The 13,332-nt window shown below is 53.9% G+C and carries 9 protein-coding genes; 6 read left to right on the top strand and 3 right to left on the bottom strand.

What is annotated here, in order from left to right:
• Positions 1 to 177: 177 nt before the first annotated feature.
• From ssuD to LC417_RS20705, 5 genes are all read left to right on the top strand, one after another.
• A complete protein-coding gene (gene ssuD, locus LC417_RS20725) occupies positions 178 to 1,350 on the top strand; it encodes an FMNH2-dependent alkanesulfonate monooxygenase (protein ID WP_033759967.1) in 1,173 nt (390 codons plus the stop codon).
• 19 nt (positions 1,351 to 1,369) lie between these two features.
• Complete coding sequence (locus tag LC417_RS20720) at positions 1,370 to 2,782, top strand: FAD/NAD(P)-binding protein (RefSeq protein ID WP_223566307.1); 1,413 nt, start codon at positions 1,370 to 1,372, stop codon at positions 2,780 to 2,782.
• Positions 2,783 to 2,850: 68 nt separating this feature from the next.
• Positions 2,851 to 4,260, top strand: a complete 1,410-nt coding sequence (locus LC417_RS20715) for an LLM class flavin-dependent oxidoreductase (RefSeq protein ID WP_033759964.1) — start codon at positions 2,851 to 2,853, stop codon at positions 4,258 to 4,260.
• Between the two features lie 358 nt (positions 4,261 to 4,618).
• Positions 4,619 to 6,079 (top strand): MFS transporter, encoded by a 1,461-nt coding sequence (locus tag LC417_RS20710; protein WP_223566306.1) that lies wholly within the window; start codon positions 4,619 to 4,621, stop codon positions 6,077 to 6,079.
• Positions 6,072 to 7,289, top strand: a complete 1,218-nt coding sequence (locus LC417_RS20705; protein WP_223566305.1) for a monooxygenase — start codon at positions 6,072 to 6,074, stop codon at positions 7,287 to 7,289. Before LC417_RS20710 ends, LC417_RS20705 begins: the two co-directional genes overlap by 8 nt.
• 294 nt (positions 7,290 to 7,583) lie before the next feature.
• On the opposite strand, the gene LC417_RS20700 is transcribed toward LC417_RS20705, so the two are convergent.
• The gene (locus LC417_RS20700) at positions 7,584 to 8,054 is read right to left on the bottom strand and encodes an SgcJ/EcaC family oxidoreductase (RefSeq protein WP_192034267.1); all 471 of its coding nucleotides are present in this window, start codon (positions 8,052 to 8,054) and stop codon (positions 7,584 to 7,586) included.
• Positions 8,055 to 8,987: 933 nt separating this feature from the next.
• On the opposite strand from LC417_RS20700, the gene LC417_RS20695 reads away from it, so the two are divergent.
• The gene (locus tag LC417_RS20695) at positions 8,988 to 10,025 is read left to right on the top strand and encodes a tyrosine-type recombinase/integrase (RefSeq protein ID WP_223566304.1); all 1,038 of its coding nucleotides are present in this window, start codon (positions 8,988 to 8,990) and stop codon (positions 10,023 to 10,025) included.
• A 436-nt stretch (positions 10,026 to 10,461) separates the two neighbouring features.
• Here LC417_RS20695 and feoB read toward each other — a convergent pair whose 3' ends face one another.
• Positions 10,462 to 12,789 (bottom strand): Fe(2+) transporter permease subunit FeoB, encoded by a 2,328-nt coding sequence (gene feoB, locus LC417_RS20690; protein WP_033759957.1) that lies wholly within the window; start codon positions 12,787 to 12,789, stop codon positions 10,462 to 10,464.
• Complete coding sequence (locus LC417_RS20685) at positions 12,789 to 13,013, bottom strand: FeoA domain-containing protein (protein ID WP_022624265.1); 225 nt, start codon at positions 13,011 to 13,013, stop codon at positions 12,789 to 12,791. The genes feoB and LC417_RS20685 overlap by 1 nt, the downstream gene beginning before the upstream one ends.
• Between the last annotated feature and the right edge of the window lie 319 nt (positions 13,014 to 13,332).

The following is a 13,332-nucleotide window of genomic DNA, read 5'->3' as shown; positions in this document are numbered from 1 at the left end:
TGTAACTTTACCTGTCGCAAATGCAGCAATATTCAGCAAGAGGAAATATAAATATGTTATTGAATAGATGAGATAAATTTTAATAAACAGACTGGCACGCATCCTGCTAACAGCTATATAACTAAAGAATTTATGCCTATGTATTAAATTCAAATATCGTTATAAAGGAATCTGCTAATGAGTCATGCGACACAGGAAAACCTCAACCTCTTCTGGTTTCTGCCCACCCATGGCGATGGGCGCTATCTTGGCACCACCGAAGGCGGCAGAGCAGTCGATTTACCCTATTTACAGCAGGTTGCGCTGGCAGCAGATAATCTGGGCTACTACGGTGTATTAATCCCGACCGGTAAGAGCTGCGAGGATTCCTGGCTGGTCGCCTCTGCGCTGGCACCGATCACCAAAAAGCTGCGCTATTTAGTGGCCGTACGTCCTGGCCTGCAACCGCCAAGCCTGGCGGCGCGTATGGCGGCTACGCTGGATCGGCTTTCTGGCGGACGTTTACTGATTAACGTGGTCACGGGTGGCGATCCGGTGGAGAACAAAGGTGACGGCATCTTTCTGAGTCATGAAGAGCGCTATCAGGTGACCAGAGAGTTTCTTGAGGTCTACTCCCGCCTGCTGAAAGGCGAGAAGGTCGATTTTTCGGGTGATCACATCCGCGTGGAAGGCGCTGAGATCCTCTTTCCGCCGGTGCAGGAAAATGGCCCACCACTCTATTTTGGTGGCTCGTCTGATGCCGCTATCGACGTTGCGGCGAATCAGATCGACACTTATCTGACGTGGGGCGAGCCGGTTGAACAGGTAGCGGAAAAACTGGCGGTGGTTCGTCAGCGGGCGCAGGAGAGTGGCCGTAGCCTCTCCTACGGCATCCGGTTGCATGTCATTGTCCGTGAAACCGAAGAGGAAGCCTGGGCGGCGGCCGAGCGGCTGATTTCTCATCTGGATGAAGAGACCATTGCCGCCGCACAGAAGATCTTTGCCCGCATGGACTCAGCCGGACAGGCGCGGATGAGCGCGCTGCATCAGGGCTCGCGAGACAGCCTGCGCATTGGTCCCAATCTCTGGGCAGGCGTCGGCCTGGTGCGCGGCGGTGCGGGTACTGCGCTGGTGGGGAGTCCGCAGCAGGTAGCCGATCGCATCCGGGAGTATCAGGCGCTGGGGATCGAGAACTTTATTTTCTCCGGCTATCCGCACCTTGAAGAGGCGCACCGCTTCGCTGAACTGGTGATGCCGCTGTTACCGCTGGCTGCCAACGCCGAAAAGAGACAGCGCAGCGTGAACACCGGTCCTTTTGGTGAAACCATTGGCGGCGACCGTCGTCCTGATAAACAGGCCAGCGCCAGTTAACAGAAGAGAAGGTTCGCTTATGTCACAGCAGCAGATAGTCATTATCGGTGGTGGTTTTACCGGCACCGCGCTGGCGATCCATCTGGCCCGGGCTGGCCAGGCAGGGTTGCATGTGACGGTGATTGAACCACGAGCGCAGCTTGCTCAGGGTGTGGCATACGGCACCACCGATCCGGCCCACCGCATCAATGTGCCAGCCGCCAGAATGCAGCTCGCTGGGGATGAGGAGGGCATATTTGACCGCGACTATCGCGCATCGCCCGCCTTTCAGGCCGACCCGGACGCGTTGTGGCGTGACGGCAATGTCTACCCGCAACGCGGGGAGTTTAGTCGCTGGGTCAATGCGCAGTTTGTGCATCAGCAGCAGCATTCGCCGGTAAAACTTAGTCATCTGCGTGACAGCGCAGTTGCGCTGCAGGATGGCGTAGTCACCACAGCCTCAGGGCAGAAGATCCGGGCCGATCAGGTGGTGCTGGCCATCAGCCATCCACCGCCGGACCTGCCTGCGCTGCTGAAGCCCTTACAGGGGCATCCGGGGTTGATTGCCAATCCCTGGCAGAATGGCGCGCTGGCACAGGTCGCACCTGACGATCGGGTAGCGATTATCGGTTCAGGGCTGACCATGTCCGATGTGGTGGCATCGCTGCATCGCCAGCAGCATCGCGGAGAGATTACCGCCTTCTCACGCCGTGGACAGCTGCCGCGAGCCAACCTGAGCGGCAGCGATGAGAGCTACACCCTGGATTACAGTCAGCCACAGCCCGCCAGCGCACGTGGCTGGTTACATCGGGTGCGTCAGGAGGTAAAACAGGCAGCCGCGTTAAATCTGCCCTGGCAGCTGGTGCTGGATGATATCCGCCGTAACGGCCAGCGTATCTGGCAGAGCCTTTCACTGCATGAGCAGCAGCGTTTTCTGCACCATCTTCGCCCCTGGTGGGATGTTCACCGCTACCGGATTGCCCCGCAGGTAAGTCAGATTCTCAACCAGCAGCAGGCGAGCGGTCAGTTGTCACTGCTGGCGGCGCGGCTGATGGGCGCGGAAGCGATGGGAAACAATCTTCAGCTGACGCTGCGCCGGCGTGGAGCGCAATCAGAAATCCGGGGGGTGGATAAAGTGATTGTCACCACCGGGCCAGCGCACAACGCACTGCTTAAAAGTAACGCGCTGCTGCGCCAGCTCCACGGCGACGGCGTGATTCAGCCCGACCCGCTGGCGCTGGGCATCCAGGTTAACGCGCTGTCACAGACGCTGAATGCGCAGGGTGATGCCAATCCTCATCTCTATGTAGCCGGGCCTGCCGCGCGTGGTCGCTTTGGCGAACTCATGGGATTACCGCAGGTTGCAGAACACGCTGAGTCCGTAGCACGGCAGCTACTCTCCACCACGCCGCTGCCCCTCAGCGAGCGATGTCCCGGCTCACTCATCTACTGAATCACCCTTCCGGAACAATCACTAAAAGGTGGGCGGCAAGCGATTGCCGCATCCGCCCAGGAGTCGCTATGTCATCGCAACGTGAAATTCGCCTGAATGCTTTCGATATGAACTGTGTCGGTCATCAATCGCCCGGCTTATGGGCGCATCCCCGGGATCGTTCCTGGCAGTACAAAGATCTGGAGTACTGGACCGACTTAGCACGCCTGCTGGAGCGCGGCAGGTTTGATGGACTGTTTATTGCTGATGTGCTTGGGGTATACGACGTGCTCAATGGCAATAACCAGGCCGCGATTCGGCACGCCACGCAGGTGCCGGTAAACGATCCGCTGGCGTTAATCACGCCAATGGCGCTGGTGACGGAACATCTGGGCTTTGGCCTGACCGCCTCACTGTCGTTTGAACACCCCTACCCGTTTGCGCGGCGGATCTCGACGCTGGATCATCTGACCAAAGGCCGCATTGGCTGGAATATTGTAACCTCCTATCTGGAAAGCGGTGCGCGTAATATCGGACATCAGGCTCAGACCGACCACGATGCGCGCTACGACTATGCCGATGAATATCTGCAGGTTATCTATAAGCTGCTGGAGGGAAGCTGGGAAGATGGCGCGGTCCTGCGCGATCGTGAACGCCATATTTTCAGCGACCCGAATAAAATCCATCCGATTAATCATCAGGGTAAATTCTTCCAGGTGCCCGGCATCCATCTGTGCGAACCTTCGCCGCAGCGCACGCCGGTACTTTACCAGGCAGGCGCCTCCAGCCGCGGTAAAGCGTTTGCGGCGGAGCATGCCGAATGCGTGTTCGTAGCGGCCCCTTCAAAAGTGCTGCTGAAGAAAACCGTGGCGGATATTCGCCGGAGAGCCGCTGAAGCGGGACGCGATCCCCGCTCCATACTGATCTTCAACCTGCAGACAGTCATTGTGGGTGAAACCGACCTGGCGGCGCAGGCCAAATGGCAGGAGTACAAACGCTATGTCAGTTACGAAGGCGCGCTGGCGCTGATCTCAGGCTGGACCGGCATTGATTTCGGGCAGTATCAGCCGGATCAGGTACTGAAACATCTGCACACCAATGCGATTCAGTCGGCGGTTGAGACATTCTCCACTGCCGATCCCAACCGCCAGTGGACGGTGCAGGGCCTGGCAGACTGGGTGGGCATTGGCGGATTTGGTCCGCTGCTGGTGGGCAGCGCCGAAACGGTGGCCGATGAGCTGCAAAGCTGGGTCGAAGAGACAGATGTCGATGGTTTTAACCTCGCCTACGCCGTGACGCACGAAACCTTTACTGACGTGGTGGAACTGCTGGTGCCTGAACTGCAAAAGCGTGGCGTCTACAAGCAGGAGTATCAGCCCGGTACGCTGCGTGAAAAGTTATTTGGCCAGGGGCCACGGCTGGCGTTGCCGCATCCGGGTGCCGGTTATCGCCGGAGTGCTGATGTGGAACAGCGAGCAGCAAGGGTGGAAGTTTCATAACAGAGACGGCTGGCTGTCCGGCATGAATAACCGGCGCATAGCAAAGTGCAAAGAGATAAGAGTACGTCTTGTCGCCGGTTGATGACAGGCATTACCGGACCGGTCATTGCTGTTAACCGTTGCTAAACAGGTCTGCCATATACTGCTGAAACTTCACCCGTTTCAGCAGTATAAAAAACAACATTTCGCTGAACGCTACCGGATGAATTTTATATTTCATGCGGGGTCTGGTGTGGGTGAAATATAATCCTATCTTATTGAATTAATTATAATAGTTATCTGATTTTGTTGGTTGTTAACTATGCCAGTAATTCATATAAAACCTTCGTTACCTGCTGAATATAATAACGAGGATACGATGAGTACATTAGAAATTGACAACACCTTAACTGCGCCACCGCCTCACTCTCAACCGGTTCGATCGGTGAGTGATGTGGCCCGGCTGATTAACAGTAACACCGAAAAAAACAGCTATGCGCGCTGGATTGTTTTCCTGGCGCTGGGCGGCGTGTTTCTTGATGCCTACGATCTCACTACCCTCTCCTACGGCATTGATGATGTGGTGAAGGAGTTTGGTTTAACCCCGGTACTCACGGGCCTGGTGACGTCGTCAATCATGATCGGCACCATTGTGGGTAATCTGGTCGGCGGCTGGCTGACCGATAAATATGGCCGTTACTCAGTGTTTATGGCGGACATGCTGTTTTTTGTCGTCTCCGCCATTGCGGCAGGTCTGGCCCCCAACGTCTGGGTGTTGATTGGTGCCCGTTTTCTGATGGGCGTCGGCGTCGGGATCGATCTGCCGGTTGCCATGGCCTATCTGGCAGAATTCTCTAAGTTCTCCGGCAAGGGCAATAAAGCATCGCGCCTCGCAGCCTGGTGCCCGATGTGGTATGCCGCTTCGTCGGCCTGCTTCTTTATTATTTTTGCGCTCTATTTCCTGCTGCCCGCCGAACATATCGACTGGCTGTGGCGCGCCTCGCTGCTGTTTGGCGCCGTACCGGCGCTGCTGATTATTGCGGTGCGCAGTAAGTTTATGAATGAGTCACCGCTGTGGGCGGCGAATCAGGGCGACCTGAGCGGTGCGGTGCGTATTCTGCGTGACTCTTACGGCATTGTTGCGCATGAGGAGCCGCCCGCTCAAACCGATGCGGTGAAAGCGACGCCGAAAGTGCATTTCCGCGTACTGTTTCAGAAGCCTTATCTGGAGCGAACGGTCGTCAGTGCGGTGATGAACGTCTGTATTTCGTTTGAATACACCGCCATCGCTTTCTTCCTGCCCTCTATCCTGGCGCAATTTCTCGGCGCGGGCGTATTTGAAACTATCTCTGCCTCGCTGGGACTGAATGCGTTGTTCGCCTTTACCGGCGGGCTGTTGGGGATGCGACTGGCGTGGAAATTTCCCTCACGGCATGTCGCAATCGCCGGATTTGCGCTGCAGTTTATCGCGCTGATTTCGCTGGCATTGATTGGTCATCCCCAGGCGACAGCTGGCGTGGTGTTTGCGGTGCTGATGCTGGGTTTGTGGCTCTTTGCAGAGGGATTCGGACCCGGCGCGCAGTTGATGATCTATCCGGCGCTCTCCTACCCGACCCACATACGCGCCACCGGTGTCGGCTTTAGTCGTTCGCTCTCCGGTGTGGGCAGCGCGCTGGCGCTGTTTATTCTGCCAATTTTGCAGGCGCGTTACGGCACCAATATGTTCTGGATTTTCTCGCTGGCCGCCCTTATCCCGATTATTTTCCTGTTAATCATTCGTTTTGAACCGACCCGACAGGACATCGATGAACAACCCGACTCAGGAGAGGATCATGTCTGAATTAAATCGTACCGAATTTGACGAACTGGTTCAGCATTTCAGGCCGCTGTTCGCCCGCATCGCTGAGGGGGCAAGTGCCCGTGAAACCGAACGCACACTGTTGTATGAACCGATTCGCTGGCTGAAAGCGGCGCGCTTTGGCACCCTGCGTATCCCTAAAGAAGAAGGCGGCTTTGGGGTTTCGCTGCCGCAGCTATTTGCTCTGCTGACCGAACTGGCTGAGGCAGATTCGAACCTGCCACAGGCGCTGCGTGCGCACTTCGCATTTATTGAGGATCGCCTGAACCAGCCAGCCAGTGAGGATCGGCGTCGCTGGTTCCGCCGCTTTGTGGACGGTGAGCTGGTGGGCAGCGGCTGGAGCGAGATCGGCGCGGTTAAGCTGGGTGAGGTCAACACTCAGGTTTCTCCCGATGAGGGGGGATGGCGGATCAGCGGTGAGAAGTTCTACAGCACCGGCACGCTCTATGCAGACTGGATTGATGTCTATGCTCAGCGCGCAGATAACGGTCGTGACGTGATTGCACTGGTGAACACCCACCAGAATGAGGTGGAGCGCGATGATGACTGGGATGGCTTCGGGCAGCGACTGACCGGCAGTGGTACGACGCGCTTTCATCAGGCCCGGGTTGAACTGCCCCATGTCTATGATTTCAGTGAGCGTTTCCGCTATCAGACGGCATTCTATCAGCATGTCTTACTGGCCACGCTGGCGGGCATCGGGCGGGCGGTGGTGCGCGATGCTGCTCAGGGCGTGGCGCAGCGTAAGCGTATTTACAGCCACGGTAATGCGCCGCAGGTGAAGCAGGATGTTCAGGTGTTGCAGGTGGTCGGTCAGATAAGCAGCTGGGCATGGGCAGCCGAAGCCGCCGTCGACCGGGCGACCCACTCGTTGCAGCAAGCATTTGAGCTGCAACTGAGTGGCGCAGATGAGGCACAGCTTCATGCGGCAAACGTGCTGGCCGAAGTAGAGTCCGCTCAGGCACAGGCGGTGGCCGTTGAGCTGGTGACGCGTGCGGCAACAGAATTCTTCAATGCGCTGGGTGCATCTGATACCCGAGTCAGCAAGGCACTTGACCGGCACTGGCGTAATGCACGAACGGTGTCGTCGCACAATCCGGTGATCTACAAGCTACGTAATGTGGGTGACTGGGAGGTGAACGGCACCGATCCAACCTTTATCTGGCAGATAGGCAATGGAAATGGAATATAAAACCGCTGTTTCATGGGCAGATATTTGCGTTTGGGAAATGATCAGCCTGCAATGGAAGCACCAAACCGACAGATTTCATTTTATTCGGATGGGAAACTGACACTGGCCATTTAATAGCACTTATACTGTCCGTGATACAGGAAAGAGGCACGCTAAATGCGAAGAATATTAATTGCCATTTCTTAAGTATGAGCCAGGCGTTATTATCTTCAAGCCCGAGCGTTTATTTTCGCGCAAAGGGAAAAGAGCCAGTATCACATCATGACGCTGGCTCTTTTTTCATCAGTGCGTCTGTTAAGGCTTGCTTACAGGCTCTGGCATAGCTGAAGAGTGATGGGTTGAGATTTTCCAGCCCTTACCATCCCAGACATAAGTGAAGGTGTAACGTGCTGTGACGTGCGTGTTATCTTTAAAAGTAAATGTATAAACGCCGGTATCAATCGCTTTATTACAACCAATTCTGATAGTCCGGGAATCAATTTTACCGCTCGGCCCTTTTTTCAGGAAATCTTTAAAATAATTGATACGTTCCTGATCGGTCAGACGTACCTGATTTGAAATGGTCGGCAGCAAAACGGCATCGCTGACATATAATTCAGAGACTTTTGTTGCATCACCGGTTGCCAGAGAGTCATTCCAGGCGTCAAACAGGTTGGCCACATCCTGCTCTGAGGCTCTGACACAGGTCACAGACTGTTGTGCCTGCGTAACAACTGGGGCGCAGGAGAGACCTAAAAGGCACAGCGATAATAACGTTTTTTTCATGAAAACATCCTCATATTTACCCTGGGTGAAGCCGACGTTCTGTGCGTTCTTCCAGACGCCGCCATAAAATGTGTATAACTCGTTAATACGTTTTAATCCGGCTGATCAGCCAGAATAAGACTGCTGCGATATATACATTAGCCGCTTTATTCGATTAAAAAGCTGATGCATATACTTATCGACGCTTTTGATATGCAGGGGAACAAGATAAATGAAAGGAAGTGCTGTCTGGTATTTAAATCGGCGATAAGCTGGTATTTAGTTTTTTGTTCTGAGGGTTAATGCCTGGATCTCTTTTGGTAGCGTAAATGACATGTCGCCTGTTCAGAGCTATGAACGTAATATCGGGAAGTAGTGTTTAATTTATGTACTCTATAAAAACTTTCAAAGGGTATTGCCTTTGAGCAGTGTTATATGGAATCTTTTTATGAGTTATTAATTTAACTGACTAACTAATTAACGTCGTCTGCCATTTTTCAACATCTCTATTTTGATGCTCCTGTTCATTATTGCGCTGGAAAAATAAAGCATCGTGATGCGCTGATTTATTTAAATAATGATTAAATCGTTCATACCCTGGTTTAAACGCGCCTTAGTTTGAGACATTTTTTTGCATCGTGGTTTCACTTAAACAACTCGCAGTGAGTTACGTTCAGCTACCGATAAAGCGTGTGACCTATACCTTCCCTGACTGACTGCGATGAGCGTCAATCCGTTAAAAGCCAGACGGGATCGGTTACGCCATACTAACTTCTTATAATAGTTCTTATACGAAGTCATGACATAGGGAAGGTGCCGGGTTAAGATGGATAGCAGTAGAGTTCGTCCTGAAAATGACAACGCTACGTAAATTCTGCCCGGTTATCCCCCTGCTTAGTTCTCAGAATTAACGTAGCGCGATCATCGGCGTTTTTGGTTGATAAGTGAGCAAATATGAGTGAGTTAGTACCGTTAACCTCTCTGACGGTTGACCGGAATAGCGATATCACCGAGCGGCTCCGGCAGTTCGTTCAGGATAAAGAGGCTTTCTCACCTAACACCTGGCGACAGCTGCTTAGCGTGATGCGAATCTGCAATCGCTGGTCGGAAGATAACCAGCGCAGCTTCCTGCCGATGAGTGCAGACGATTTGCGTGACTATCTCTCTTTTCTGGCTGAAAGCGGCCGGGCCTCCTCAACCGTCACTTCACACGCGGCGTTAATTTCGATGTTACACCGTAACGCCGGGTTGCCGGTGCCCAATGTCTCTCCGCTGGTTTTCCGGACGATGAAAAAGATAAATCGTGTGGCGGTGATCAACGGAGAGCGTGCAGGCCAGGCTGTGCCCTTCAGGCTGAGTGACCTGCTGGCGCTGGATAAAGAATGGTCAGGTTCTGATAACCTTCAGGCGCTTCGCGATCTGGCTTTTTTACATGTGGCTTATGCAACGCTATTGCGTATCAGTGAACTGTCGCGTTTGCGGGTGCGGGATGTGATGCGTGCCGGTGATGGTCGCATCATTCTGGATGTGGCATGGACAAAAACTATTGTGCAGACCGGCGGATTGATTAAGGCGCTCAGCGCCCGTTCAACTCAGCGACTGGAAGAGTGGATTGAAGCGTCCGGGCTATCCAGCCAGCCTGATGCCTGGCTGTTTACTGCAGTACATCGGTCTGGCCGGCCACTGATTGCCGAAAAGCCGATGAGCACAAGGGCACTGGAACAGATTTTTAGTCGGGCATGGCGCACTGCCGGAAAAGAGGGCGCAGTAAAGGCCAACAAAAATCGCTACACCGGCTGGAGTGGCCACAGCGCCAGGGTGGGTGCTGCGCAGGATATGGCAGATAAAGGCTATCCGATTGCCAGGATCATGCAGGAAGGCACGTGGAAAAAACCAGAAACACTGATGCGCTATATCCGCCATGTGGATGCACACAAAGGTGCCATGGTGGAGTTTATGGAGCAATATAGTGACCCTGATTATCCTGGCTGATGGCTCCTGAAAAGAGAATAAAGCCCCTTTTTCAGGCTGAAGTTATCCACAGAAAAAGTGGACAGCCTGTGTGTAAGCCGGTACGGATAAACGCTGCGTCGAGCATCCACAGCGTTCATCCGGCTGATTTAATTGATTTATCCTTACTGCCATACCGCATGCTGCGAATCTGTCTGCAAAACAGGAGCTGCTATCCATAATAAGGGCATGCTGCAGTGCATGGTCAGACCTGCTTTGGTAAGTATCCGCCTTAGCGGGAAGGATAATGCTTCTGGCGGGGTTAATTGTCATGCTGCCTTTGTCACTGCTCATACGCTAATCATCCCACCATTCTGGCTTCAAATTCGTAAGAACAATCAACAGGGCAATCCTCACCTGTCCGCTGCGGCCAGGAATCGCCGGCAGCGGAAAGAGTGAATGTCATCAGTACTTATTTTTACCGGGCAAAGCCTTTCTGCTTATCACAGCCGCCGTGGCAGCCGCTGCAACTCCCCTTTTCCTCCCTGAGCATGACCGGTATTGACTGCACCCGGCTTCCCGCTTTTCGCAATGCCAGCAGGATGATTCCGTTCAGCACCAGCACAATTATCAGGCAGGTCGCACTAAATGCAGGATGGTCGGCAAAAGTGACGGTCTGGTAAAACAGCGTGGCGGTGGCGTAGGCAATATTGAGTCCCCAGAAGAAGGAGAACATCATCCATTTTTTACCGGCTTCCCGCGCAATAGCCCCCATGACCGAGACGCAGGGAACATAAAGCAGGACAAAAATTAAGTAACTGTAAGCGGCAAAGCCACTGCCAAATTTGGCTGACATCACGCCCATCGAACCAGTCGCCATCTCACCATCGCCTTTACTGGCATCGATGGGATGGGCCAGCGCATCAATTCTGAAGGCAGCCGTTAACCCCGCCCAGGTCTCTGTCAGCGCCTCTTTAAGCTCACCAGGCAGGTCAAAAGCCTGCGGATCAAATGGACTACTCTGGATTGCCTCTGTGGTGTAAAGGCTGTTGAGCGTGCCGACCACGACCTCTTTCGCCATGATGCCGCTCACCAGCCCCACTGTTGCCTGCCAGTTATCCTGAGTGACACCAATCGGCAACAGCACGGGGGTGATTGCTTTGCTGGTCGCCGCCAGCGCAGAGTGGTTAATGTCATTAACCATCTGGCCATTAAAGGCAAAACTGCTCAGTACGCCAATCAGCATGCTCACCAGGATAATCACCTGTCCGGCTCGCACCACAAACATTTTCAGCCGTTGCCAGGTCTGCAACAGCAGGCTTTTGAGGTGAGGCCGGTGATAGACCGGCAACTCCATGATAAACGGCGAGGCTTCTCCGCCCAGCAGGGTATGCTTAAGCACCAGCCCGGTCGCGATGGCCACCACAATGCCCAGCAGATAGAGGGAGAAAACCAGGCTGGAACTGTGGGTGTTAAAGAATGCCGCAGCGAAAACCGAAAAAATCGCCAGCCGTGCGCCACATGACATAAAAGGCGCAATCAACACCGTCAGCAGACGCTCACGCGGTGTATCCAGCGTCCGTGTCCCCATGACCGACGGGACATTACAGCCAAAGCCGACAATCAGCGGCACAAAGGATTTTCCCGGCAGGCCCAGTGACTGCATCAGACGATCCATCACAAAAGCGGCGCGCGCCATGTAGCCGGAGTCTTCAAGGAAAGCGAGGAACAGGAACATCAGGCCAATCTGCGGAATGATCGGCAGCACGGTATTGATACCGGCACCGATACCCTGCGCCAGGAAAACCGTCAGCCAGTCAGGGAAGTGGCAGACATAGCCCAGCCATTGCGCACCATGAATGAATATCGCCACCGAACTGCTGTCGAACAGTGGCTGTAGCGCAGCACCAATGTTAATTGAAAGCACGAACATTACATACATCACTGCCAGGAATATCGGAATGCCCAGCCAGCGGTTCAGCACAATTTTATCGATCCTGCGGGTCAGACCGGCGGGCATTGCTTGATGAATGTTACTCACTGCCGCGCAAAGCGCATTGATGGTGCGATAGCGGTAATCGGCAATCTGTACGCCGGTCTCTCCTCCGGCCTGCTGCATAATCTCGGGCAAATGCGGAACCAGTGCCGGACAAAGTTTCTGACTGTTGATATCCCCTTCCAGCAGTTGCAAGGCCAGCCAATAGCGTTTTTGTGGGGCTATGGCGGCGGGCATCTGTTGGCAGAGCTGCTCAATGGCCGTTTCAATCGCGGCCGGATAACGTACCCGTTCAGTTGCGCGGTAAATATGGGGCTGGTCAATCAGCGCTTTGAGCTGGGCAATGCCATCACCTTTGGTTGAGGTCAGTGAAATGACCGGACATCCCAGATGAGCTGACAGTGCTGCGACATCAATAGTGATGTTCTGGCTGGCGGCAATATCCTGCATGTTCAGGGCGACAATGCAGGGTACGCCCAGTTCCAGCAGCTGAAAGGTCAGGAACAGATTACTTTCCAGACTGGAGGCATCGACGACGTTAATCACCACATCGGCGTGATCCTGATAGAGATACTGGCAGGCGATGCTCTCATCTATCGAACTTTCAGCAGATAGCGTTGTCAGCGATCGGGTGCCTGGCAGATCAATAAGCCTGACATCTGACTGCGCGGTAAAAAATTGACCCTCTTTGCGCTCAACTGTGACGCCAGCCCAGTTCCCGACCCGCTGTCGGGCACCGGTGAGCTGGTTAAACAGCGTGGTTTTGCCGGTATTAGGATTACCAATCAGCCCGATGGTTATCTTCTTCATCAGACGATTTCCTCCAGGATGATGTCGTCCAGGTCACGCTGCCGCACCGCCAGGCTGACACGGCGGGTAGAGATCTGCACCGGATCGCCCATTGGCGCCACGCGAATGACCTCAATAACTGCGCCGGGAAGCATGCCCATTGTCAGTAATTTCTGGCGCCAGGCGGAATTTACCGATGGCTGATAGCCAAGGATCCGGTAGGTGCTGCCCATATTCATTGCCATATCACGCCCTGCCTAAAAGTAAGAAGCACTCATTCTATAAATGATACTCGTTTCGGTTTTTGATCTGGCATCAGGCAGGCAGAAGAAAACTGCCGTCAGGGTCAACGGCAGGTCAACAGCGCATTAAATGGGGGTTCTTCGAGGCGCGCGTTCAACAGTTAAAGGCGGATATGGAGAATGTTGAATCATTCCCGCACTCTACATTTAGTTACATCATTCAATGTACCGTAAATAACTATTACGGCCCTTCGGGCCGTGCGGGGCGGCTGGTCAATGAGCACTCGGATTCACAGAACGGCTCCGTTCAGGTTTAATTAAA

Origin of the sequence: Pantoea sp. OVA07A, assembly GCF_019969975.1 — a bacterium.
Classification (GTDB): Bacteria; Pseudomonadota; Gammaproteobacteria; order Enterobacterales; family Enterobacteriaceae; genus Pantoea; species Pantoea agglomerans.
Note: the sequence above shows the minus strand (reverse complement) of the source record. Positions and strands in the feature narration are given on the sequence as shown.

Excerpts from the sequence above, each read along its gene's own strand:
- ssuD (WP_033759967.1), top strand. The coding sequence starts at position 178 with ATGAGTCATGCGACACAGGAAAACCTCAACCTCTTCTGGTTTCTGCCC.
- LC417_RS20720 (WP_223566307.1), top strand. The coding sequence starts at position 1,370 with ATGTCACAGCAGCAGATAGTCATTATCGGTGGTGGTTTTACCGGCACC.
- LC417_RS20715 (WP_033759964.1), top strand. The coding sequence starts at position 2,851 with ATGTCATCGCAACGTGAAATTCGCCTGAATGCTTTCGATATGAACTGT.
- LC417_RS20710 (WP_223566306.1), top strand. The coding sequence starts at position 4,619 with ATGAGTACATTAGAAATTGACAACACCTTAACTGCGCCACCGCCTCAC.
- LC417_RS20705 (WP_223566305.1), top strand. The coding sequence starts at position 6,072 with ATGTCTGAATTAAATCGTACCGAATTTGACGAACTGGTTCAGCATTTC.
- LC417_RS20700 (WP_192034267.1), bottom strand. The coding sequence starts at position 8,054 with ATGAAAAAAACGTTATTATCGCTGTGCCTTTTAGGTCTCTCCTGCGCC.
- LC417_RS20695 (WP_223566304.1), top strand. The coding sequence starts at position 8,988 with ATGAGTGAGTTAGTACCGTTAACCTCTCTGACGGTTGACCGGAATAGC.
- feoB (WP_033759957.1), bottom strand. The coding sequence starts at position 12,789 with ATGAAGAAGATAACCATCGGGCTGATTGGTAATCCTAATACCGGCAAA.
- LC417_RS20685 (WP_022624265.1), bottom strand. The coding sequence starts at position 13,013 with ATGGCAATGAATATGGGCAGCACCTACCGGATCCTTGGCTATCAGCCA.